The sequence below is a fragment of the Bartonella sp. AU16XJBT genome (assembly GCF_028618665.1).
Taxonomy (GTDB): Bacteria; Pseudomonadota; Alphaproteobacteria; order Rhizobiales; family Rhizobiaceae; genus Bartonella.
In genome coordinates, this window is sequence record NZ_JAQITF010000001.1 from 62,510 (window position 1) to 84,813 (window position 22,304).

19 protein-coding genes and 1 pseudogene are annotated in these 22,304 nt (G+C 38.6%); 11 read left to right on the top strand and 9 right to left on the bottom strand.

What is annotated here, in order from left to right; genetic code table 11:
- Window positions 1-23 precede the first annotated feature (23 nt).
- From PVV66_RS00200 to PVV66_RS00210, 3 genes are read left to right on the top strand one after another with little or no spacing between them, the layout of a single operon-like run.
- On the top strand, window positions 24-803 hold the full coding sequence (locus PVV66_RS00200) for a heme ABC transporter permease (RefSeq protein ID WP_273717502.1): 780 nt from the start codon (window positions 24-26) through the stop codon (window positions 801-803).
- On the top strand, window positions 791-1,042 hold the full coding sequence (locus tag PVV66_RS00205) for a hypothetical protein (RefSeq protein ID WP_273717501.1): 252 nt from the start codon (window positions 791-793) through the stop codon (window positions 1,040-1,042). The genes PVV66_RS00200 and PVV66_RS00205 overlap by 13 nt, the downstream gene beginning before the upstream one ends.
- Window positions 1,017-1,625: a DsbE family thiol:disulfide interchange protein gene (locus PVV66_RS00210; protein ID WP_273717500.1), complete on the top strand. Its 609-nt coding sequence runs from the start codon at window positions 1,017-1,019 to the stop codon at window positions 1,623-1,625. Before PVV66_RS00205 ends, PVV66_RS00210 begins: the two co-directional genes overlap by 26 nt.
- Window positions 1,626-2,175: 550 nt before the next feature.
- Here the strand turns inward: PVV66_RS00210 and PVV66_RS00215 are convergent.
- From PVV66_RS00215 to PVV66_RS00225, 3 genes and pseudogenes are all read right to left on the bottom strand, one after another.
- Window positions 2,176-3,177: an Hsp33 family molecular chaperone gene (locus tag PVV66_RS00215; RefSeq protein ID WP_273717499.1), complete on the bottom strand. Its 1,002-nt coding sequence runs from the start codon at window positions 3,175-3,177 to the stop codon at window positions 2,176-2,178.
- A 35-nt stretch (window positions 3,178-3,212) separates the two neighbouring features.
- On the bottom strand, window positions 3,213-4,148 hold the full coding sequence (argF, locus tag PVV66_RS00220) for an ornithine carbamoyltransferase (RefSeq protein ID WP_273717498.1): 936 nt from the start codon (window positions 4,146-4,148) through the stop codon (window positions 3,213-3,215).
- A pseudogene (locus PVV66_RS00225) lies at window positions 4,145-5,360 on the bottom strand (aspartate aminotransferase family protein). Before PVV66_RS00225 ends, argF begins: the two are co-directional and overlap by 4 nt.
- Window positions 5,361-5,844: 484 nt before the next feature.
- Between PVV66_RS00225 and PVV66_RS00230 the strand changes: the two are divergent.
- A complete protein-coding gene (locus tag PVV66_RS00230) occupies window positions 5,845-6,378 on the top strand; it encodes a GcrA family cell cycle regulator (RefSeq protein WP_273717497.1) in 534 nt (177 codons plus the stop codon).
- An 859-nt stretch (window positions 6,379-7,237) separates the two neighbouring features.
- Here PVV66_RS00230 and PVV66_RS00235 read toward each other — a convergent pair.
- Window positions 7,238-7,828 carry a Smr/MutS family protein gene (locus PVV66_RS00235; protein ID WP_273717496.1) on the bottom strand — a complete coding sequence of 197 codons (591 nt, stop codon included), beginning with the start codon at window positions 7,826-7,828 and terminating at the stop codon, window positions 7,238-7,240.
- Between the two features lie 65 nt (window positions 7,829-7,893).
- Window positions 7,894-8,586, bottom strand: coding sequence for a Tim44/TimA family putative adaptor protein (locus tag PVV66_RS00240; RefSeq protein WP_273717495.1), 693 nt, complete (start codon window positions 8,584-8,586; stop codon window positions 7,894-7,896).
- Window positions 8,587-8,756: 170 nt separating this feature from the next.
- On the opposite strand from PVV66_RS00240, the gene PVV66_RS00245 reads away from it, so the two are divergent.
- Both PVV66_RS00245 and secB read left to right on the top strand, forming a co-directional pair.
- Window positions 8,757-9,251, top strand: coding sequence for an FxsA family protein (locus PVV66_RS00245; RefSeq protein WP_273717494.1), 495 nt, complete (start codon window positions 8,757-8,759; stop codon window positions 9,249-9,251).
- Between the two features lie 143 nt (window positions 9,252-9,394).
- Window positions 9,395-9,871, top strand: a complete 477-nt coding sequence (gene secB / locus PVV66_RS00250) for a protein-export chaperone SecB (RefSeq protein WP_273717493.1) — start codon at window positions 9,395-9,397, stop codon at window positions 9,869-9,871.
- A gap of 65 nt (window positions 9,872-9,936) precedes the next feature.
- On the opposite strand, the gene PVV66_RS00255 is transcribed toward secB, so the two are convergent.
- Window positions 9,937-12,237: an NADP-dependent malic enzyme gene (locus PVV66_RS00255; RefSeq protein ID WP_273717492.1), complete on the bottom strand. Its 2,301-nt coding sequence runs from the start codon at window positions 12,235-12,237 to the stop codon at window positions 9,937-9,939.
- Window positions 12,238-12,433: 196 nt separating this feature from the next.
- Here PVV66_RS00255 and mutS point away from each other — a divergent pair, with 196 nt between their 5' ends.
- On the top strand, window positions 12,434-15,178 hold the full coding sequence (gene mutS / locus PVV66_RS00260; RefSeq protein ID WP_273717491.1) for a DNA mismatch repair protein MutS: 2,745 nt from the start codon (window positions 12,434-12,436) through the stop codon (window positions 15,176-15,178).
- 595 nt (window positions 15,179-15,773) lie between these two features.
- On the opposite strand, the gene ilvD is transcribed toward mutS, so the two are convergent.
- The 3 genes from ilvD to PVV66_RS00275 form a co-directional block, all read right to left on the bottom strand.
- Window positions 15,774-17,612 (bottom strand): dihydroxy-acid dehydratase, encoded by a 1,839-nt coding sequence (ilvD, locus tag PVV66_RS00265; RefSeq protein WP_273717490.1) that lies wholly within the window; start codon window positions 17,610-17,612, stop codon window positions 15,774-15,776.
- Window positions 17,613-18,713: 1,101 nt separating this feature from the next.
- Window positions 18,714-18,965 carry a DUF1150 domain-containing protein gene (locus PVV66_RS00270; RefSeq protein WP_183193592.1) on the bottom strand — a complete coding sequence of 84 codons (252 nt, stop codon included), beginning with the start codon at window positions 18,963-18,965 and terminating at the stop codon, window positions 18,714-18,716.
- Between the two features lie 26 nt (window positions 18,966-18,991).
- Window positions 18,992-19,423, bottom strand: coding sequence for an Hsp20 family protein (locus PVV66_RS00275; RefSeq protein WP_273717489.1), 432 nt, complete (start codon window positions 19,421-19,423; stop codon window positions 18,992-18,994).
- 120 nt (window positions 19,424-19,543) lie between these two features.
- Here PVV66_RS00275 and nth point away from each other — a divergent pair, with 120 nt between their 5' ends.
- From nth to pheS, 4 genes are all read left to right on the top strand, one after another.
- Window positions 19,544-20,305, top strand: a complete 762-nt coding sequence (gene nth / locus PVV66_RS00280; RefSeq protein ID WP_275064822.1) for an endonuclease III — start codon at window positions 19,544-19,546, stop codon at window positions 20,303-20,305.
- A gap of 154 nt (window positions 20,306-20,459) precedes the next feature.
- Window positions 20,460-20,663 (top strand): 50S ribosomal protein L35, encoded by a 204-nt coding sequence (gene rpmI / locus PVV66_RS00285; RefSeq protein ID WP_005774429.1) that lies wholly within the window; start codon window positions 20,460-20,462, stop codon window positions 20,661-20,663.
- A gap of 33 nt (window positions 20,664-20,696) precedes the next feature.
- Window positions 20,697-21,098: a 50S ribosomal protein L20 gene (gene rplT / locus PVV66_RS00290; protein ID WP_012230420.1), complete on the top strand. Its 402-nt coding sequence runs from the start codon at window positions 20,697-20,699 to the stop codon at window positions 21,096-21,098.
- A 95-nt stretch (window positions 21,099-21,193) separates the two neighbouring features.
- The gene (pheS, locus tag PVV66_RS00295) at window positions 21,194-22,276 is read left to right on the top strand and encodes a phenylalanine--tRNA ligase subunit alpha (RefSeq protein WP_273717488.1); all 1,083 of its coding nucleotides are present in this window, start codon (window positions 21,194-21,196) and stop codon (window positions 22,274-22,276) included.
- Window positions 22,277-22,304 lie beyond the last annotated feature (28 nt).

The following is a 22,304-nucleotide window of genomic DNA, read 5'->3' on the forward strand; positions in this document are numbered from 1 at the left end:
AAACTCTGCCTATTATGAATTTCATGAATGAATTATCTCACACATATAAAATGAGGTCACTCCCTGCAAGTTTTGCCCGTTTTATGAAAATAAGCAAAATCATTATACCTTGGTTAGCCGGCATAACATTGTGTCTTCTTATCTTAGGACTCATTCTCGTGATGCATTCCCCTGATGACTATCAACAGGGTATGACTGTTAAGATTATGTACCTTCATGTACCTTTCGCGTGGTTGTCTACATTCTGTTATGTAACGATGAGTGTAGCGGCATTAGGAAATTTGATTTGGAAATATCATCTTGCTGATGTAGCTCTCAAATGTGGCGCGCCCATTGGAGCAATTTTTACCGCCTTAGCTCTCATGACAGGAGCACTTTGGGGGCGCCCTACATGGGGAACATGGTGGGTATGGGATGCACGGTTAACATCGGTTTTAATTCTGCTTTTTATCTATCTTGCCATTATCCTGCTTGGACGTGCTTTTGACAACCAAGTAAAAGCCGCTCGCGCTACTGCAATTCTTACCCTTGTTGGATCTGTTAATATCCCTATTATTAAATTCTCCGTTAATTGGTGGAATACATTGCATCAACCAGCCTCTCTGTTACGTGCTGGAGGACCAACAATCGACAATACTATGTTATTGCCCCTTATAACCATGTTATTTTGTTTCATCTTTATGTTTATTACGCTCTATTTGATGGCTATGCGAAATGAAATCAATCGTCGTCATATCCAAATACTTCAGATTAAAAAATCCCGTCGTGCACAACACCAGGACTCTTCATCATGCTTGACCTAAATGGCATCCACAGTGGACTTTTAGGAAACTTATCTTTGAAAATTGATTTTTTCCTTGGCACCCTTAAACACAAGCAAATTGTTGTTTTAAGCTATACGCTTTCTGCAATCTCCCTCTTATGTCTTATTGGCTATATTCTTTGCAAAGCCCTATACCAAAAAAAAATTCTCCAACAGCTAAACAAAAAAGAGCTGTCACAAAAAGAAAAATACAATGAAGAATATCCCTCCAAAACTTAAAAAAAATATATCTTTGCCTGTTTTGTTTGTTCTTTTTGGACCATTTGTGCTTTTTCTTCTTCTCATGGTGTTTTTTTTCAACTTTATGGATAAAAAATACCCTCAAGATCCTTCTCTTCTCCCAAATGCATTAGCTGGAAAACCTGCCCCCAATACGCTCCTTCCTCTTCTTGATAAGAAAAGTTATCTTAATTCAAAACAGTTTAAAGGACGTGTCACATTGATCAATTTTTGGGGTTCTTGGTGTTTACCTTGTCGCCAAGAGCATCCTCTTCTTATGAAAATTGCACAAGATAAGCGTTTTGATCTTATTGGTATTAATTATAAGGATAATAAAGCAAACGCCCTGCGCTTTTTAAATAGTTTTGGTAATCCTTTTAAATTGATTGGCTTTGATGTTTCAGGATATACAGCCATTGACTGGGGGGTATATGGACCACCAGAAACCTTTCTCTTGAATAAAGAGAGCATCATTATCGCCAAACATGTTGGTCCCTTAACATGGCAAATTTATCAAAAAAAAATTCTACCAAAAATTGAACAAGCAATCATAATAGAAGAAAATAAAATATCAATAGATTGATTTATAAATATAATTTACCATTTTTCTCTATTAAATGAAAACATCGAACACTATGAGATTTTTTCAAATCTTTTTATGTTGAATCAAGAAAAACATCTAAGAAAAGGCTAAAAATACCTTTTTGTGCATTTTTTTAATATAAGTATAATAAAAAACGTTTTAAGTTAAAAAATATAATAATGCAGGTTTGTAAGAAGACAAAGTTTTATCGTTCTATGCACGCCATTTTATTTATAGGTTCTTATTCTCTCGATAATTTCTCTTATGGTTATAACCAATGATCTTTTTTCGACTCTTAAGTAAGATGAATTCGAGTAAGAAAATATTGACTATAGTCAAAAAGAAGCCCTTTCGAGAGAAGAAAGTAGCTTTTACAGGGCACTCTTTTTTAAAAAGCATATCCAATGAATCGTGATTTCAACAGAAAGATCATTGATATACATCGAAAAGTGCTACTTCTAGAGCTTCATATGCGCTTGTGCTTAAGTTTTTATAGCGCGAATAAAATGGGCTTTTGTTGCAATCATCATTTTTTATGAAAAATATTTAATTATGTTTTTTCTTCCAAAAATTCTTGCGGTGTAAAATGATACGTTTTTGAGCAAAATTCACATGTAACTGAAATATGTTTATTTTTAACCATTTTATTGCGTTCATCAATCGGAAAACCTTCTAAGATTCCTTTAATTTTTTCGCGTGAACAAGAACATTGGTCGACAAGAGAAAAAGGATTAAAAACTCTCACACCTTGTTCATGAAAAAGACGGAACAAGAGTTGTTTACTCCCGACGTGGGGATCTGTTAATTCTGCACTTTCAATCGTTGCCATGAGTATTTTAGCTTCTTGCCATTGATTATCTAACTGGGTTTGGTTTTTTGTTTCTTCTCGTTTTTGATGAAGGTCATCTATTTTATGATGGGACGATGCTTGGGGCAAAAGTTGAGTCAAAATACCTCCAGCTCGCCAGCTTTTCTGCGGTTTTCCTTGGTTGTCACGATTGATTAATATAGCAACAGCCAAACGAATATCGGTAGGAATTTGCTCTGATTGATCAAAATAAGTACGAGCAGCTTCTTGTAAATTTGATCCATCTAATGCAACTATCCCTTGATAGGGTTGCATGTGGGGACCTTGATCAATCGTGAAAGCTAAAGTGCCTTTTCCTAAAAGTGTTTCTGAAGAGGTTTGATCATTATCTATGGCTTGTTTAAGCAGTTTTTTATCAAAACGAGCGTATCCCCGTAAACTGGAAGGAGGAGAAAAATCGCACACCACCATATTAACGGGTCCATCGGAATGGGTTTGTAAAATAAATTTTCCCGTAAGCTTGAGAGAAGTTCCAAGCAGAACAGTTAAAAGTAAAGCTTCTGCCAGAAGATAAGAAACTGGTTCAGGGTATTGATGCCTGTTAAGAATAGAATTTAAAGTTTCCCCAAGTTGTACAGCACGTCCACGGATATCAAGTTCTTCAACTTGAAAAGGAATAACACTATCATCTTCATGCAAGGCGTTGTTATTGAGAAAGGCTCCATCTTTCGTTTGTTCACTCATGGCTTTACCTTTTATTATAATTTGTTGTAGGGAGGCTATTGTGGAGAGAAAAACACATCTTGTAAACACCAAGAAAGAATTGCTTTTTGAACATGAAGACGATTTTCAGCTTCATCGAAAACCACTGAGTGCGGTCCATCAATCACAGTATCTACAACTTCTTCACCACGATGAGCAGGAAGGCAATGCATAAAAAGAGCATCAGGTTTTGCTAATTTCATAAGAGCTTCATTAACTTGATAAGGCTGAAAAATAGAATGATGACGAGCACGAAATTCTTGTCCCATGGAGACCCATGTATCGGTCATAATACAATCAGCATCTTGAGCCGCTTTTTGCGGATTATTGGTTAGTGTAAGATGCGCTCCTCGCTCACGTGCCCAATGTATAAATTTTTCCTGTGGTTCATTGCCTTTTGGAGTGGCAATACGCAAATGAAAATCAAAAAGAGCTGCCGCTTCAATCAACGAATGGAGCACATTATTCCCATCCCCCATCCACGCAACTATTTTGCCAGCAATTGGCCCTCGATATTCCTCATAGGTTAAGATATCTGCTAGAATTTGGCAAGGATGTGTATCATCTGTAAGGGCATTAATGACAGGAATTTGTGCATATTGTGCCAATTCCAGCATGCGTTGATGTTTTGTTGTTCGCAATATCACGATATCCACAAAACGGGATAAAACGCGTGCCGTGTCAGCTATGGTTTCACTATGACCAAGTTGCATCTCAGAACCCGTGAGCATTATTGTGTCTCCCCCAAGCTGGCGCATACTGATATCGAATGAAATACGGGTTCGTGTGGATGGTTTTTCGAAAATCATCGCGAGTGTTTTACCCACAAAAGGTTTTGAACCTTTCCCTGCTTTAAAAGATGCCTTAAGGATTTTTGCATAATCGATCAGGGCGCGTGCTATTGCTGGCGTTAAAATGGATAAATCCGTGAAATGACGAAGAGCATTTATCATGTGTGTGATATTTGTCTTTCTTTATTGATTTGCGAAAAGATAAGCTATTGCTTTTTCAATACGATGCAAACTTTCATCTATTTCTTCTTCCCTGATGATAAGAGGAGGCAATAAGCGCACAACATTGTTGTTGGCAGCAACACTTAAGAGATATTCATTTTCCAACGCATTGACAACAAGATTTGAAGGAACAACACATTGAATACCCACCATAAGTCCCATCCCATGAACTGCACAGATAATATCAGGATAGATATTGAGAATATGCCAAAGTCCACTTTTCAGTTTATCCCCCATGTTTTGCACATGGTTGAGAAAACTTGGCTCTAACAGAATATCAAGAACACTATTTCCTACAGCCATTCCAAGAAGATTTCCTCCAAAGGTTGAACCATGGGTCCCAGGTGTCATACTTTTTGCAACTTTATCCGTTGCAAGGCAAGCGCCTAATGGAAATCCACCTCCTAATCCTTTCGCGAGGGTAAGAATATCAGGCGTGACATCACTCCATTCATAAGCAAAAAGCTTTCCTGTGCGTCCCATACCCGTTTGGACTTCATCAAAAATCAACAACAAACCATTATCATCGCATATTTTGCGCAAAAATCTTAAATATTCAGAAGAAACCGTTCGTATTCCTCCTTCTCCTTGAATGGGTTCAATAAGAATAGCGGCGGTATTTTTATTAACAGCGTTACACAAAGCGATTTCATCACAAAAAGGGACTTGAATAAATCCACCAGCTTTAGGTCCAAAGCCTTCAAGATATTTTGCATGCCCGGTCGCAGCAAGTGCTGCAAGTGTCCGTCCATGAAATGCCCCTTCAAAAGTAATTATTTCAATGCGCTCTGAATGACCCGCAGCATAGTAATAATAACGTGCCGTTTTGAAGGCGCATTCTAATGCTTCAGTACCTGAATTGCAGAAAAAAACCTTATCCGCAAAACTATTTGCACAAAGCCTTGTGGCAAGAGCTGTTTGTTCAGGAGACTGAAAAAGATTAGAAACATGCCAAAGTTTTTCAGCTTGTCTTTTGAGCGTATCAACTAATTTAGGATGGGCATACCCTAATGCATTAACAGCAATGCCAGATGTGAAATCAAGATAATGTTCTCCTTTATCGGAAATAAGCCACACACCATGCCCCTGTTCAAAATGCAAATTTCGTCGTGCAAAGCATTCATAAAGTGGTTGTATAGAGATGGCATCCATCATAATTCCCTTTATATTTTAACCTTTTCAATATATACAAAGCAACACTACAAATAAAACAACATGATACATTTCGTTACGGTGCTTTCAACATTTCACTAGATTAATGATTATATCTATGGAATAAATCATTACACCAATTGAAAAAAAGTCAATGAAGGTTCTACAAATAAGAATTTTGGGGAAAAGCCTTAAACAAAAATGAACGTTTAACCTATAATTGATTTGCAAGTTGGGGAAAACATTCTAAATAAACAATTCAAGAGGTAAAGACTCTTGTCAGGGAGTGAGTGTATATTGTAATTTACACTATAGTTAAGCAAGATGATGTGTTTTTATTTGTAAGTTCCACAGGTTGGATGATTTTCTTATGCTCATTTAGAGTGTAAAATTCTTTCATTCAGCGCATTGAAAACATTATTGAAACATTTGAAGATGCAAAGGGGGGAGCATCGCGGTGACGTAATTGGAATGGAGTGCTGATATGGGTTGGACATGTGAACGTGTTGAGCTTCTTAAGAAGCTTTGGAGTGAAGGATTAAGTGCAAGTCAAATTGCTGCTCAATTAGGTGGGGTCAGCAGAAATGCAGTCATCGGCAAGGTGCATCGATTAAAGTTGCCAGGACGTGGCAAGACAGCACAAGGAAGTGCCCGTGCGCAAAAAACTCCCGCAGGAAGCAACCCATCATCTCCACGTACGCGCCGCAACACAGCTGCGGTATCGCCAATAAGCACATCATCTGTCAACGTTGAAGAAACAACTTTAAAGACAGAATTTGTAGCAGAAGATGTAAAAGAAGTTGATATGTCCACAAAATCTAATGTAGTGGTGCCTATATCACGTCAACTTAATCTGCTACAATTGAGTGAAAATACATGTAGATGGCCGGTTGGCGATCCATTATCAGCCGATTTTCATTTTTGTGGTGCCGATTCTGATGAAAATAGCCCCTATTGTGCTTTTCATGCTAAGCTAGCATTTCAACCAATATCTGAAAGACGGCGAATAAGAATATAAGATCAGCAATATAATTTCATATTCTGCGCTTTCTGCTTCTCATTATTCAATTTCAATGATCGAATTATTATGAGAAAGAAATTTGATGAGACTTTTAATGAATGAGAACATTTCTTCCTGAAAATATTCATAGGAATATGTTTTGAATAATACTGTTTCTCAATTTATTATGTTTTTATTCTTCGTATACCTAATAAAGTAATGTGGTGGTTATAAAAATAATTTATCGTTTGGCAATCTGAGTGAAATCCACGAATATCTCTCTCATTTTGAGCTCCCCTATATTGAATCAATAAAAATCTTTCGTTTGCGCGTCACAAGCTAAAGGAGCCACGTAGAGTAAAAATACTTAAAGAAAAGCATGCCTCTTATAAAGCCTCTCAAATGCCAAGGGTTTTGCAATATTAAGGGCTAGCAAAGTGTGTGATGTTTCCGGCTTGCACTTTTATTAAGCGTAAAGATGGAGGTTATAACAAATTTTTACGCTTTATGGAGATTACTATTTTTCGTGCCCTGCCATTGAATAAGCTTGAAAGTATTAAGAGATATTTCTCTAAAATAAGCACGCGAATATGCAACATAAGTGTATTCTGCTTGAAATGTTCTGTTTTGCGTGAGTGGTGAAATGTCTTTAAACCATAAAAAAACAACAGCACGATGCAATGTGTAGTGTATAAGACGAATAGTCTTTATAATTCTTTATAAGAAAGTTAAAAAATAAAAGAATACTGTATTCAACGCTCTTACGTAAGAGAAGAGAATTATAATTATAAATCAATACTTATCATGCCTCTTCTATGATCTATAACATACGGGATCTTGTAAAATCAATATTAAACCTGGAACGACTACAATAGCATCACATTCCTTTTCCCGACACAAAACGACGCAACCAAACATAAAGCGCACCTTCACCACCATGCTGACGCGCTGCTTGCTCAAACGCATGAACATAATATTGAAAAGCTGGTGTTGATAACCAATACGGAACAAATCTATACAAAGCTCCATCACTCCCAACGGATCGACCTTTTCCTGTAATCACAAGGACATAACGCAATCCACTCTGCTGAGAGGATTGTAGAAATTTTTTTAAGAAAAAATAAGCTTCTTCCTGCATATAACCGTGAAGATCAAGACGCGCCTCAAGAGGATAACGACCTTGGGAAATTTTACGATGTGCAACACGATCAAAGAAATGAATCTTATGCGCTTGTGTAACTGCTCTCTTCTCTTTTTTAATCATTGTCAAGTATTGTTGATTTTCCTGAGAAACTGAGGGGATTTGAGTTATGCTCTGTTTTTTATCATTATTACTTGCAATCGCTTCTGAAATAGAAGAGATTCTCTTACCATAAAGCGGTGTTGTCGTACGACAAACCATCTCCCATAAAAGGCGATCTCGTGAAGCCAATAAATCTCTTTTTTGTCTCCATTCACTTGAGGACATTTCAATTTCTCATAAATCTTCAATTTCTCATAAATCATTGAGTACTTATGGAAGAAAAAAGTACTTTAATTTTCATCTTCTGTAGCAAAAAGCTTCCAATTTGGATCCGGCGATAGGCTATTGCGAACAAACGTCCAAATATCCCTAATTTCTACAATCGCATCGGGATCCCCGTCTATACGCTCGCCCTGTTCATTATAAGTAACAGAAATCATCTCACTGATAATACGTATCGTTAAAAGTTCATCCTTATCTTGTATTGTCGCCGCGACAAACTCGATTTTATTAATTCCAACAAAAGTAAACTCTATTCTTTCTTTGTTTTTTTCTCGTTCCTCAATAGCAGCACAAAAGCTCTCAAAAACATCCTGACAAAGCAAGCTTTTAAGTTGACTGCGATCACCTTTGGCAAAAGCTGTTACAATCATTTCATAAGCAATTTGCGCACCTTTTATAAAAATTTGAGGAGAAAAATGAGGGTCAATTCTACACAGTGCTCGCAAATTTTCATTCAAAATACTTCCCTCTGGTGCAATCTTATCAATTTCACTAAAATCGCCTTTTTGTGAATTTTTTTGATGAGGGAACGAAACAATATTATCAGTCGTTTCTGCCTCAGCTTGTTTTTTAGAGCGACGTGAATAAGGATCAAAGGGAGGCTTTTCAAACCCAATTCGCTTCCCTAATACACTACGGAGTTGCACAAAAATGACAACCATAACAACAAGAGCGATGACAAGTATAACGTCAAATTCCATGGGCGCTGTCAATCTCCAAAGCTTAAGTCTGTAATAAACATTGCAGTCAATATCATTTATCAATAAATATGTAAAATAGGGAATCCTACCATTCATATATTTTTATAGATTTTATATAAGGAGTACTCTTTAAGAATTTCTCCCCTCCTCATCCAGAAGGAAATTTTCATGTGATAAAACTTTATTCTATAAATCCTCGTTTTTTTGTCGTTATTTTGCTCTGTATTCTTTTAATTGAGATCGCTGGTTTTATCTTTGTTGGTCAAGAAATTGGCATTTTGGCAACTTTGAGTTTGGTTATTCTCACAACCATAGTTGGGGTGGTTTTATTGCGAATTCAAGGATTTAGCCTTTTAAAAAACATACAAAGTGAACTTATCCAAGGACGCACATTAGAAAACAATATTATTCATGATGCTTGCATCATGTTTAGTGCGATTTTACTTATTCTTCCCGGCTTTGTAACTGATCTCTTGGGCATATTACTTCTTATTAAACCAATTCGCTCTGTTGCTTGGCATTTCTTTACATCATTAAAAAACACAATGAAGCCCAATACGAAAAGAAAAAATGACTCTGAAAAAATAATTGATCTTAACGCTGAAGATTACAAAATTCATGATACGACAGAATCTCCATGGCGCAAAAATGATGATAACCATTGAAATACCTAAAAAATCTGTAATGACCGAAAAAAAATAATCAAGATAAAGAGCGCATTCCTTGCAACCTTTTGCAAGGCGTGATAACCAATTCGATCTTTAGATCTAAAATAATATACATAATTGTAATGAGAGAGGTTCGTCGTATGGCCGAAGGTGAAATGAACAACAGTGGTGGAGAGCCGGTTTTTGCTGTATTAACGCAATATTTAAAAGATTTATCATTCGAGAATCCAGGCGCTCCTCATTCATTGCGTGCGCGTGAAAAATCACCACAAATTGATATCAATATTAATGTCAATGCTAACCCAATTGGGGATGACAATTATGATGTTGTCTTGTCTCTCTCCGTCAAAGCTAATGATGACACTGAAACCTTATTTCATGTAGAACTAATTTACGGTGGTGTTTTCCACCTTAAAAACATTCCACAAGAACATGTTATGCCACTGGTCTTTATTGAATGTCCCCGTCTTTTATTTCCATTTACTCGCCAAATTATATCTGATGCTACTCAAAATGGTGGTTTTCCACCTTTGTGGATTGATCCTATTGATTTTGCAGCCCTCTTCCAAAAGCGTCTCGCTGAAGAACAAAAAGACAATCAAATACAGCCATCTTAAAAATTTATTCCTTTGCTATCATAAAGCCCCTTGATATATTATGATCTACGAGGGGCTTTTTTCCTTTAGGTGACTTTTGCTGCATGATAAGCTGCAAGCATTGCAATATTGACAACATCTGTATCGTTACCACTAAACGGTACAATTTGGACAGATTTTTTCAATCCAATTAAAATAGGACCAATGATGGTCGCTTCACCAAGTTCTTGTAACATTTTACTTGCAATGGAAGACGCGTGATATCCGGGCATAACCAAAATGTTAGCGGGCTCTTTTAATCCCATAAATGGATATTGCTGCATCAATTTTGAATTAAGCGCTACATCAGCACTCATTTCTCCATCAAACTCAAAATCAACTTTACGCTCATGCAAAATATTAATCGCATCCTGAATTTGCTGTGTAACCTTCCCTTTCATATAACCAAACGTAGAAAATGCTAAAAACGCAACCCTTGGGTGATATCCAAATCCACGCACAAACAAAGCGGTTTGTTCTGCTATATCTGCAAGTTCTTCAGCATTAGGATTTTCATAAACAGCAGTATCCGCAATAAATACAGTTCGGCCACGGCAAATAGCTATTGAAATACCAATCAATCGTTCTTTTGGTTTTTCATCAATTGCCCGACGTATATCAATCAGCGCTGTTTCATAATTGCGTGTCACCCCTGTAACCATTGCATCCGCATCTCCTAGTGCCACCATACACGCAGCAAAATAATTTCGATCATTATTGATACGTCGATGACAATCACGCAACAGCCAGCCTTGACGCTGCATCTTTTTATAAAGATAATTCGCATAAGCATCGGTACGACAGGAAAGCTTAGCATTCATCAGTGAGATACCTTCACGCTCCAAATCAATTCCAGCGATAACAGCCGTTTCTCTTACTTGCTCTTCACGACCAACCAAAATCGCTTGTCCTAATTTTTGATGAACATAGGAAACGGCAGCCCGCATGACTTGCTCTTCTTCACCTTCTGCAAAGACAATTTGTTTTGGTGCTTGACGAACATGGTGATAAACCCCTCGCATCATCGAAGAAATAGGATCACGTCTCGCTTTCAAATCGCGCTCATAAGCCTCTAAATCATCTATGCTCTTTTGCGCGACACCGCTTTCCATTGCTGCTTTTGCTACCGCACTTGAAACAACCGTGAATAAACGCGGATCAAAAGGAACAGGGATGATATAATTAGGACCAAATTTTAATCGCTTTCCGCGATAGGCTTCTGCAACGCTGTCAGGAACTTCCTCATGTGCTAAATCGGCAAGGGCCCTCGCCGCAGCAATTTTCATCTCTTCATTAATAACCGTTGCACGTACATCAAGTGCACCACGAAATATATAAGGGAAACAGAGAACATTATTAATCTGATTTGGATAATCGGAACGCCCTGTTGCTACAATGGCATCCTGACGCACTTGCAAAACCTCTTCCGGCGTAATTTCTGGATCAGGATTGGCCATGGCAAAAATAATTGGCTTTGGCGCCATAGATTTTACCATTTCAGCAGTTAGTGCACCTTTAGCAGAAACCCCGAAAAATATATCTGCCCCTTCCATTGCTTCCATAAGCGTACGTTTATCCGTTCGAACAGCATGCGCCGATTTCCACTGATTCATTCCCTCTTTACGTCCTTCATAAACCACACCCTTTGTATCACATAATATGATATTTTCAGAACGAAAGCCCATCGCTTTAATCAGCTCAATACAAGCAATCCCAGCAGAACCAGCACCATTACAGACTAACCGTGTGTTTTGCATATCGCGCCCTGTTAAAATCAAAGCATTAAGAACACCAGCAGCTACAATGATTGCTGTACCGTGTTGATCATCGTGAAAAACAGGAATATTCATCACCTCACGTAGGCGACTTTCAATCATAAAGCACTCAGGCGCCTTAATGTCTTCAAGATTAATGCCACCAAAAGAGGGCTCTAAATGACGCACCAAATTGATAAAACTTTCCGTATCGTTGATATCAATTTCTAAATCAATGGAATCAATATCCGCAAAACGCTTAAAAAGCACTGCTTTGCCTTCCATGACCGGCTTAGAGGCAAGGGCGCCTAAATTTCCTAACCCTAAGATAGCTGTACCATTTGAAATAACAGCAACAAGATTGCCTTTTGCTGTATAATCGTAAGCTAGCGCTGGATTTTGAGCAATTGCCTTAACTGGAACTGCAACACCCGGTGAATAAGCAAGGGCTAAATCATGCTGTGTTGTCATAGACTTTGTTGCAACAATCTCAAGCTTTCCTGGTCGACCTCGACTATGAAAATCAAGAGCTTCTCGTTCGCTCGCACTGTAAATCGTTTGGGGTGTTTTTTGATCCTGCTCGCTCTTTTTCATCTCACTTTATTTTCTCCAAAAACAGTGTAAATTTTGCTTGATAATGCGTATAATCATTAAATTTGATTCATATGTTAGAAATCGCTATTCTTTGCCTTAGCAAATCTGATGATGTGTTGCAATTTAGAGATAAATAAATATCGAAGTAAACAAAAAAGAGCAAAAGCCTCACTGAAAGAGAACAGGCCAGGTAAAAATGGATAAAAAAAACGACCATCAAAATAATTTAATTCCACAGCCTGCTTCCCTCTCTGCTTCCTCCCAAGAACGTCTTACACCTATGATGGAGCAATACATAGAAATCAAAGCCGTCCATCATGATTCCCTTCTTTTTTACCGAATGGGAGATTTTTATGAATTATTTTTTAATGATGCAATTGAAGCTGCTCAAGCTTTAGGAATCACACTCACAGCACGCGGAAAACATTTAGGGCAAGATATTCCTATGTGTGGTGTTCCCGTTCATGCTGCAGACGATTATTTGCAAAAACTGATTGCTTGTGGTTATCGCGTTGCTGTTTGTGAACAAACAGAAGATCCTGCTGAGGCAAAAAAACGGGGCTCAAAATCTGTCGTTCGGCGTGATGTTGTTCGCCTTGTAACCCCTGGAACAATAACAGAAGAAAAACTCCTTGATCCAACACGCGCAAATTATTTGATGACACTTTCCCGTATAAAAACCGGCGATGGAGAAGAATTTGCCCTTTCTTGGATTGATATTTCAACAGGTATATTTCGTGTAACAGAAAGCCGTCAAGAAAAACTTTTAGCAGATATTATGCGTGTGGATCCGCAAGAAATCATTGTTGCTGATTCCTTTTTTTATGATAAATCGCACAAATCACTTTTTAATATTCTTGATCGTATCGTTGCACCTCAACCGGCTTGTCTCTTTGATACCCTCACCGCTGAACGCGATATTTGCACTTATTTTAAACTTTCAACGCTTGAAGGTGTTGCCGATTATTCACGCTGTGAACTCTCTGCCATCGTAGCTGCTATTCGTTATATCGAAAAAACACAAATCACGCATCGTCCTCCTCTCATGCAACCTGAGCGCCAAAATGAAAGTGCTACCCTTTTTATTGATGCCGCAACCAGACTAAGCCTTGAGCTTATTCGAACGACATCAGGTCAACGGGATGGAAGCCTATTAAAAGCTATTGATCGCACTGTAACAGGGGGGGGATCTCGCCTTCTCATCGATCGCCTTATTTCTCCTCTCACAACCCCTTCAGCGATTGATACACGTTTGGATTCTATTGATTTTTTTCTCCGTAATCCTTCTCTTGCAGAAGCGATAAAGCTCACTTTAAAAGGGGGACCAGATATGCCCCGCGCTGTTTCACGTTTGGCTCTTGGACGAGGAGGTCCCCGTGATATGGCAACGATTCAGCGCGGCTTTGAAATCATTCGTGAAATTCACCAGCTTCTTAATAATGAGCTCCTGCCTCAAGAAATAAGTGATATACAACAGGTGTTTTCAAATCTACCCGTTGCTTTACATTGCCATTTAGACCAAGCATTAGCCGATGATCTCCCACTACTTAAACGTGATGGTGGTTTTATTCGTTCCAATTATCATAAAGTGCTCGATGAAATGCGTGCTTTACGGGATGAATCGCGCCGTGTCATTGCTGAACTTCAAGCGCAATATGCCCAAGAAACAGATATTAAGACGCTAAAAATAAAGCATAATAATATTCTAGGCTATTTCATTGAAGTTACCAATATACAAGCATCTGCCCTTACAAATAATCCACAAGCTAAAGCACGTTTTATTCATCGGCAAACAATGGCAAACGCTATGCGTTTTACGACAACAGAGCTTGCTGATCTTGAAAGTCGTATTGCCCATGCTGCCAACCACGCCTTGACACTTGAACTGGAAATCTTTGATGCTCTTGTTCAGGAAATTATTGAACAAGTTGATTTTATTCGTAAAGCCGCTGAAGCGCTTGCTATTTTAGATGTTTCTGTCGCTTTAGCACATCTTGCTGAGGAACAAGGATATTGCCGCCCTAAAATTGATCATTCACTGACCTTTCATATCAGCGGGGGACGCCATCCTGTTGTTGAGCAAGCACTCCGCAAACAAGCAGCAGAACCCTTTGTTGCCAATAATTGTGATCTCTCTGTGCAAGAAAATCAGCAATATGCAGCAATCTGGCTTTTGACAGGGCCTAATATGGGAGGAAAATCAACTTTTTTACGGCAAAATGCTCTCATTGCTATTATGGCGCAAATGGGGTCCTTTGTTCCAGCAACCTCAGCGCATATTGGCGTCGTTGATCGCCTTTTTAGTCGCGTTGGTGCTTCCGATGATCTTGCACGAGGGCGCTCAACCTTTATGATGGAAATGGTTGAAACAGCAACGATTCTCAATCATGCTAGTAACCATTCTCTTGTTATTCTCGATGAAATAGGACGTGGAACTTCAACCTTTGACGGGCTTTCTATTGCTTGGGCAGCCGTTGAATATCTCCATGAAGTTAACCACTGTCGTGCTATTCTTGCTACCCATTTTCATGAAATGACTGCTCTTACCGAAAAACTTGACAGACTGCATAATGTAACCATGAAAGTCAAAAATTGGAATGGTGATGTGGTTTTTCTTCATGAGGTCACACCAGGAGCCGCTGACCGATCCTATGGGGTACAAGTTGCAAAGCTTGCTGGGCTTCCTCCAGCCGTTATTACACGAGCGACAGATGTCCTCCATCAATTAGAACAAGGTGAAATGGCTGGAAAAGGGCATAAACTCATTGATGACTTACCACTCTTTTCTCTTAAAGCAACCTCTCCCCTCAACGAAGAGAGAAACAAACATGATGCGCTTCACGAAGCTTTAAAAAATATTCATCCCGATGAACTCTCCCCTAAGCAAGCTTTAGAAGCAATTTATCACCTCAAACAGCTTGAAAAGAATACCCCCCTATAAAAAATAGATGTTCTTTTTTATTAAAAAGCTTTCTTAATAGGAAATTACCAGTCCCCTTTTTTGATAGGTTTTAGTATAAAATCGCTCTTCACTCGTTCCTATTCTCTTTTCTGCACAACATATTTTGATAAGCATAGAGAGAAAAAACGGACCTATCCTCATATTTCCTTAGATCAAGGCTAACTTTTATACAAAAAAATTAATCAATATCGACGCTTTTTACAAAACAGTCATTTTTTACAAAGATTGTTATGAAATTTTCTCTCTCCTGCGAATAAACATGTTTAATGAATCATACTTTTTCACGATCAATATTACTGTTATCGTAATTATTTTTATCATAGAAGCAGCTTTGGTCTAAAGCTGTCTGTGTTGGAATACCACCCAAATTTGCATGATAAATTCATAGATAATGAAGTTATCCATTTTCTTCACATTTTAAACGATAAAGAGCTCTTTATACCGGTTTTACATAGGTTTTATAAGTGAATCTTGCTTCTTTTTATTTTCTTAAAAGACCTTTGAACTCCTTCCCGTATCTCAAAAAATGAAGATTTTCACTCTCTCTTTTTTATAAAACGCGTCCTTCATCTCATCAAATATTACGAACTGCACCCTTTGCTGCAGATGTTGTCATCGCAGCATAAGCTTTGAGAGCCTTTGAAACTTTACGCTGACGCTTCTCAACCGGTTGCCAAGCATCTTTTCCTTTTGCTTCCATCTTAGCACGACGCTGCTTCATCTCAACATCATCAACCAACATATGAATGCTACGGTTTGGAATATCAATTTCTATGATATCCCCTTCTTCCACCAGCGCAATTTCTCCTCCTTCAGCCGCTTCTGGTGAAACATGTCCTATCGAGAGCCCTGAGCTGCCCCCTGAAAAACGTCCATCCGTAACAAGTGCACAAACTTTGCCCAATCCTTTAGATTTGAGATAACTCGTGGGATAAAGCATTTCTTGCATTCCAGGTCCCCCACGTGGTCCTTCATAACGGATTAAAACAATTTCACCTGTTTTAATTTTATCATTTAAAATTGCTGAAACAGCTGAATCTTGACTTTCAAAAATTCTTGCTGGACCTTTAAAAGTCAAAATTGATTGATCAACGCCTGCTGTTTTTACAATACAGCCATCTTTGGCTAGATTTCCATAAAGAACTGCCAATCCTCCATCTTGTGAATAGGCATGTTCCTTATCGCGGATCACTCCTTTTTCACGATCAAGATCAAGAGTCTCATAGCGACAAGATTGGCTAAAAGCTCTCTGTGTTGGAATACCCCCTGGAGCAGCACGATAAAATGTACGAACTGTTGGTTCACTGGTTTGTTTTATATCCCAATAATCAAGAGCTTCTTTCATCGTTTTTGCATGAACCGTATAAGTTGATGTATCAATGAGTCCCGCCGCATCTAGTTCGCCTAAAAGCCCCATAATACCTCCCGCGCGATGAACATCTTCCATATGGACATTCGCAACAGCAGGTGCAACCTTGCATAAAACTGGAACACGACGTGAAAGGTGATCGATATCCGTCATGGTAAAATCCACCTCACCTTCCTGCGCCGCTGCTAAAAGATGCAGTACTGTATTGGTTGATCCTCCCATGGCTATATCAACGGTCATGGCATTTTCAAAAGCCTTGCGTGAAGCAATAGAGCGTGGCAAAACTGTTTCATCATCATTTTCATAATAACGCTTGACCAATGCAACAATCTGCCTTCCAGCTTCTTCAAAGAGCATCTGTCGATCTCTATGTGTTGCTAACACGGATCCATTTCCAGGAAGCGAAAGCCCCAAGGCTTCCGTTAAGCAATTCATGGAATTGGCCGTAAACATTCCTGAACAAGAACCACATGTAGGACAAGCAGCACGCTCCATTTCAGCAACTTCTTCTTCTGAATTCAGATCTGAAGCGGCAGCAACCATGGCATCAACCAAATCAACCCTTAAATCTTGATCTTTCCATTTAATCTTACCGGCTTCCATAGGACCGCCTGAAACAAAGATTGTTGGAATATTCAACCGTAAAGCAGCCATTAACATTCCAGGGGTAATTTTGTCACAATTAGAAATACAGACAAGAGCATCCGCACAATGGGCATTGACCATATACTCTACAGAATCAGCAATAATTTCACGTGAGGGCAAAGAATAAAGCATTCCATCGTGCCCCATCGCAATTCCATCATCGACAGCAATGGTATTAAACTCTTTTGCAACACCACCGGCAATTTCTATCTGTTGTGCAACCAATTGTCCAAGATCTTTTAGATGGACATGCCCTGGTACAAATTGTGTAAAAGAATTCGCAATCGCAATAATGGGTTTACCAAAATCTGTATCTTTCATCCCTGTTGCACGCCAAAGTCCGCGAGCTCCTGCCATATTACGCCCGTGAGTCGATATTCTTGAACGGTAAGAAGGCATTATTTTTTTCCCCTCAAATAATTCCATTTCGCTTGTTGTGCTGTAACTTCACTCTAAAAACAAGAACTTTAATATTTAAAAGAGAAAAATACCTTGTACTGAAGCATTTGAAACACAAAATTAAAAACACTGTATAAGCTTCTTCATAAAGCTCTATTGTTTTATTACCTGCCCATTAACATCTAATCCCAGCGCCCCTGCACGTTTGAGACAAATATCAAAACAATTCAATACAACACGAACTGTTCCAGATTTTTACATGCCAGATTTAGTGAATATATTGCCCCGACCTGTTTGCGTAATTTCTGAAACAATAAAACAGCTTTATTGGTAAAGAATATGAAAGCCTAATGGTATAAAAACTTACCAACTCCTTACATTTCAGCTTTACGCCTTTCAAAAGCATCCATAGCGATATCTTAAATAATGATGGCACATTGTCTCATACTTTTGTTTTTCACATTCTTCAATGAAGTCACGCCCCTTACGAAGAATAGAATACTCAACAAAATACACTCATCCTTCCAATTCACGCACTCGTTTTAAAGAAGTATCTCTACGCTGCTCTAGCCTATTTCATCACCAAGCGCGTGAGTAATCTAACGGCCCCATAAATAAATAAAACTTATAGAGCACCACTACCTTTACACTTATGTAAAGAAAAATTTGGAAAAATCATATACTTCGATAATTCCCAATGTTACAAAAGTCTTTGGCAATTAAGACAATTCATAAGAGGCATATTCCTTCCTTCACGTATTTTTACCTATACTCCAACTCTACTTATGACTGAAAAACAAGCAATTTAAATTGATCAATATAAGAGAACCTTAAACGAGAGAATCTCATGATTTTGGGGACTCATTCCAGTTGAAAAAATCAATTATAAATACTCATCACTATTTTATTGAGTAATAACGCACATTGCATCAGGATGCCAATCCTTTTAAGCTCCCCTCCACACAATACCAAGACACCACCCGCCCTCACCAACAAAGGAAGGAAAAAGTCCAACAATACCGCTAAATAGCTTAATACCCTTTAATTGAAAAAAAACGGATAAAATTTATAAAGAGCTTAAGTTTTTTCTCATCAAGCAATCTAGTGCAGAGTTACAATTTGGAGCTCATGCTCATTGGCTCCAGCAAGGGCAATAGAGCGTTCATCGGATAAAATGATAGGATAACCTGTTTCACCAAAAAGCGCCCATATGGTAATCCCTGGGGTCATGGGGGGAAGATCTGGAAAATTTTTAGCCAGATCATCTGTACAAACCTTTTTTAAATAGGCAATCTGTCCTGTATCAGAGTAGGACGTATTCTGAAACGATAAGCTTTGTTTATGTTCTCCCATTTCACTGTTCCTTTACGCCTTAACTTTTATGTCTCACCACTACTGGCTTTAATTGGAATCTGTTTTATTTCTTTTTTTAATTTTGGTTGATACAGACTAATTGATAAAAGACCATTTTTCAACTCGGCATTTGTGACATTCATCCCTTCCGCGAGGACAAAGGTCCGCTGGAATTGTCGCGCGGCTATACCGCGATATAAATATTGATGATTTTGATTGTCTGTTTGTTTACCATGAATAACCAATTGATTATCATCGAGTAAAATATTAAGATGATTAATCTTAAATCCAGCAACGGCCAAAGTTATCCGGATATGATTTGCATCATCGTTTTTATGTAAACGTTCAATATTATAGGCTGGGTAAGCCTCATCAGCCTTACCGATACGTTGTAATATTTTTTCTACGGTTTCAAATCCTAAAAGAAAAGGATTGGAGAAAGGTGTCACATGTGTCATTCATGAGTATCCTCTTTAAAGCGGCTTTACTTGACCAAACTCTATATAAAATGTTCGCTGCATTCTTCTCATATGGCGAGCGCGCATGATAACTTCAAGAGAGAAGATTAAGAGAGTTCAATGCCTCAAAGTAACATAAAAATACCTCGAAATACCATAAAATTGTCAAAGGTGCGAAATTTATCTGGTATATTATATGATGAAGATGAAATTACAGAAATATTTCGCCGTTTTTCTGTGCAACGCCCAACCCCTAAGAGTGATCTTAACTATATAAATACTTTTACGCTTTTGGTTGCCGTGGTTCTTTCAGCTCAAGCGACAGATATAAGCGTTAATAAAGCGACAAGAGAACTCTTTCGCCTTGCTGATCGACCAGAAAAAATGGTTGCATTAGGGGAAGAAGAAATCGCACATCATATCCGTTCAATTGGTCTTTGGCGTGCAAAAGCACGCAATGTTTATGCACTTTGTAACTGTTTAATGGACCAATATGGCGGTCAAGTCCCTGATACGCGTGAAGCACTTATGGCTCTTCCGGGCGTGGGGCGTAAAACAGCTAATGTTGTTTTGAATGTTGCTTTTGGTCAGCCTACATTGGCGGTCGATACACATATTTTTCGCTTAAGCAATCGTCTTGGTTTGGCGCCTGGCAAAACACCAGAGATTGTTGAGAAAAAATTATTAAAAATTATACCGGTTCATTATCTTCGTCATGCACATCATTGGCTGATTTTACATGGACGCTATATTTGCCAAGCACGTAAGGCACAATGTACGCAATGCATTATTGCTGATTTATGTAAAGCCGCAAGCAAAACAAATGCTATTCCAGCACCTTTGGTTGAAATTCAAGGCAATGGAGCGCCGATTTTTTTGTAATACGCTCTTGATATTTTGTTTAGACTAGCTTATGAAAGCGCTTTTGAAGAGCCGCCCGGCAGGGCATGCCGTGGCTGTTTAGATGCTTGTTCAAGCGTTGGTCCGCTTGAGTAAATAAAAGTTTGATTGATCAATTAATGTATGGAGTAGCAAAATGCCCAAGATGAAGACCAAATCATCCGCTAAAAAGCGGTTTAAAATCACTGCGTCAGGCAAAATTAAAGTAGCAGCCGCCGGTAAGCGCCACGGTATGATTAAGCGTTCGAATAAATTTATTCGCGATGCACGTGGAACAATGGTTTTATGTGAACAAGATGCTAAAAAAGTTATTCAGCATTATTTGCCGAATGGTCATTAAACCTTGCGCTTTTGATTTTGAGGAGATTATAATATGGCACGTGTGAAAAGAGGTGTGACAGCACACGCTAAGCACAAAAAAGTTCTTAAACAAGCTGAAGGCTTTTACGGTCGACGTAAAAATACTATTCGTGCCGCTAAGGCAGCCGTTGATCGTTCAAAGCAATATGCTTATCGTGATCGCAAAAATAGAAAACGTACTTTCCGTGCTTTGTGGATTCAGAGAATTAATGCGGCTGTTCGTGCAGAAGGTTTAACTTATGGACGCTTTATTGATGGCTTATCAAAAGCCGGTATTGAAGTTGATCGTAAAGTTCTTTCAGATATAGCAATCTATGAGGCGGAAGCATTTTCTGCTTTAGTCGCTTCGGCAAAAAAAGCTTTAGAATATTTAAAAGATACAACACCTAATGCTTTTGAAGGCGCTGTCAAGTAAGCCAGTCGTGTTCTCTTAAAGCATTTATTTATTCGAGGTCCCGTGCTGGCTATTGCGAGTGCGGGTTTTCTTTTATTAAAAAAATAGGCAAAAATATGAACGATATTGAGCGTCTGGAACAAGAAATTTGTTTAGCCTTAGAGGCAGCTAGTGATGAACAGGCACTTGAAGAAGTGCGTATTGCAGCATTAGGTAAAAAGGGCAGCATCTCTGAAAAACTAAAAGCATTAGGAAAAATGGAGGCTAGCGAGCGCCAAAAAGTTGGACCCGTTCTTAATGGGTTAAAAAATCGTATTTTAGAATTATGGGCGCAAAAGCGTGATCTTCTAAAAAGACAAGCAATGGATGCTCGTCTTTCTCGTGAAACGGTTGATATTACCTTACCTGTTCGCTCTTCGCCTATGGAACGGGGGCGTATTCATCCTATTTCACAAGTGATTGAGGAAATTATCGCCATTTATACGAAATTGGGTTTTTCTCTTGCAGAAGGGCCAGATATTGAAACAGATTATTATAATTTTACGGCATTGAATTTTCCTGAAGGGCATCCAGCACGTGAAATGCATGATACCTTCTTTTTTGATGTTGATAAAATGGGAGAACGCAAATTATTGCGGACCCATACATCACCCGTACAAATTCGCACACTGGAAAAACAAAAAGCACCCATACGGATCATTATTCCTGGAAAAACTTACCGCATGGATTCGGATGCAACACATTCACCCATGTTTCATCAGGTCGAAGGCCTTGTCATTGATAAAACCTCGACCATTGCTCATATGATGTGGCTGCATGAAACCTTTTGTAAAGAATTTTTTGAAGTTGCTTCAGTAAAAATGCGTTTTCGTCCCTCTTTTTTCCCCTTTACCGAACCATCTATGGAAGTGGATATTCAATGTGATCGTTCTGGCTCAGAAGTAAAGTTTGGCGAAGGACAGGATTGGTTAGAAATTTTAGGATGCGGAATGATACATCCTCATGTGTTGAAAAATGTTGGTTTGGATCCCGATGAATATCAAGGCTTTGCATGGGGAATGGGCATTGATCGTATTGCCATGTTGAAATACGGTATGCCTGATTTACGGGCTTTTTTTGATGCTGACCTGCGTTGGCTAGACCATTATGGCTTTCGTTGCTTTGATATGCCTGCTTTTTTTCCTAATAGAAATGTGTGATCTTATCATCGCTTTCATGTGAGGTTTT

Bases quoted from the DNA above. Each gene is read 5' to 3' on its own strand.
- PVV66_RS00200 (WP_273717502.1), top strand. From the start codon at position 24: ATGAATGAATTATCTCACACATATAAAATGAGGTCACTCCCTGCAAGT.
- ilvD (WP_273717490.1), bottom strand. From the start codon at position 17,612: ATGCCTTCTTACCGTTCAAGAATATCGACTCACGGGCGTAATATGGCA.
- pheS (WP_273717488.1), top strand. From the start codon at position 21,194: ATGAACGATATTGAGCGTCTGGAACAAGAAATTTGTTTAGCCTTAGAG.
- PVV66_RS00215 (WP_273717499.1), bottom strand. From the start codon at position 3,177: ATGAGTGAACAAACGAAAGATGGAGCCTTTCTCAATAACAACGCCTTG.
- PVV66_RS00230 (WP_273717497.1), top strand. From the start codon at position 5,845: ATGGGTTGGACATGTGAACGTGTTGAGCTTCTTAAGAAGCTTTGGAGT.
- nth (WP_275064822.1), top strand. From the start codon at position 19,544: ATGCCTCAAAGTAACATAAAAATACCTCGAAATACCATAAAATTGTCA.
- PVV66_RS00205 (WP_273717501.1), top strand. From the start codon at position 791: ATGCTTGACCTAAATGGCATCCACAGTGGACTTTTAGGAAACTTATCT.
- PVV66_RS00235 (WP_273717496.1), bottom strand. From the start codon at position 7,828: ATGTCCTCAAGTGAATGGAGACAAAAAAGAGATTTATTGGCTTCACGA.
- PVV66_RS00210 (WP_273717500.1), top strand. From the start codon at position 1,017: ATGAAGAATATCCCTCCAAAACTTAAAAAAAATATATCTTTGCCTGTT.
- rplT (WP_012230420.1), top strand. From the start codon at position 20,697: ATGGCACGTGTGAAAAGAGGTGTGACAGCACACGCTAAGCACAAAAAA.
- argF (WP_273717498.1), bottom strand. From the start codon at position 4,148: ATGATAAATGCTCTTCGTCATTTCACGGATTTATCCATTTTAACGCCA.
- PVV66_RS00275 (WP_273717489.1), bottom strand. From the start codon at position 19,423: ATGACACATGTGACACCTTTCTCCAATCCTTTTCTTTTAGGATTTGAA.
- secB (WP_273717493.1), top strand. From the start codon at position 9,395: ATGGCCGAAGGTGAAATGAACAACAGTGGTGGAGAGCCGGTTTTTGCT.
- PVV66_RS00255 (WP_273717492.1), bottom strand. From the start codon at position 12,237: ATGAAAAAGAGCGAGCAGGATCAAAAAACACCCCAAACGATTTACAGT.
- mutS (WP_273717491.1), top strand. From the start codon at position 12,434: ATGGATAAAAAAAACGACCATCAAAATAATTTAATTCCACAGCCTGCT.
- PVV66_RS00270 (WP_183193592.1), bottom strand. From the start codon at position 18,965: ATGGGAGAACATAAACAAAGCTTATCGTTTCAGAATACGTCCTACTCT.
- rpmI (WP_005774429.1), top strand. From the start codon at position 20,460: ATGCCCAAGATGAAGACCAAATCATCCGCTAAAAAGCGGTTTAAAATC.
- PVV66_RS00240 (WP_273717495.1), bottom strand. From the start codon at position 8,586: ATGGAATTTGACGTTATACTTGTCATCGCTCTTGTTGTTATGGTTGTC.